Genomic DNA, 252 nt, shown 5'->3' on the forward strand with positions numbered 1-252 from the left:
ACGCCGATCTCGGTCTGCTGCCCGGTCTCCGGCAGGAAGAGCTGGTTGCTGGCGTTGAGACCGATGACCGGATTGTAGCTCGTGGCATAGGAGACATAGGGCGCGATGCCGTTGTCGAAATTGTAGATCAGCCCGGCCCGCCCGCTGAACTTGCTGTCGTCGCGGCTGGCGACGCTGGCCCCGGTGTCGCGCGCTTCCTGCGTCGTCTCGACCCAATCGTTGCGGCCGCTCAGCACCAGCGTGAAGTTGCCG

At 65.1% G+C, this 252-nt stretch carries 1 protein-coding gene; it reads right to left on the minus strand.

Going from position 1 to position 252, the window contains the following annotated elements; translation table 11 throughout:
- A partial coding sequence (locus tag AABA84_RS34980) for a TonB-dependent receptor domain-containing protein (protein WP_338314376.1) occupies positions 1 to 252 on the minus strand: 252 nt, incomplete at both ends.

The organism is Bradyrhizobium sp. TM239, from assembly GCF_036247985.1.
GTDB classification, from domain to species: domain Bacteria; phylum Pseudomonadota; class Alphaproteobacteria; order Rhizobiales; family Xanthobacteraceae; genus Bradyrhizobium; species Bradyrhizobium ottawaense.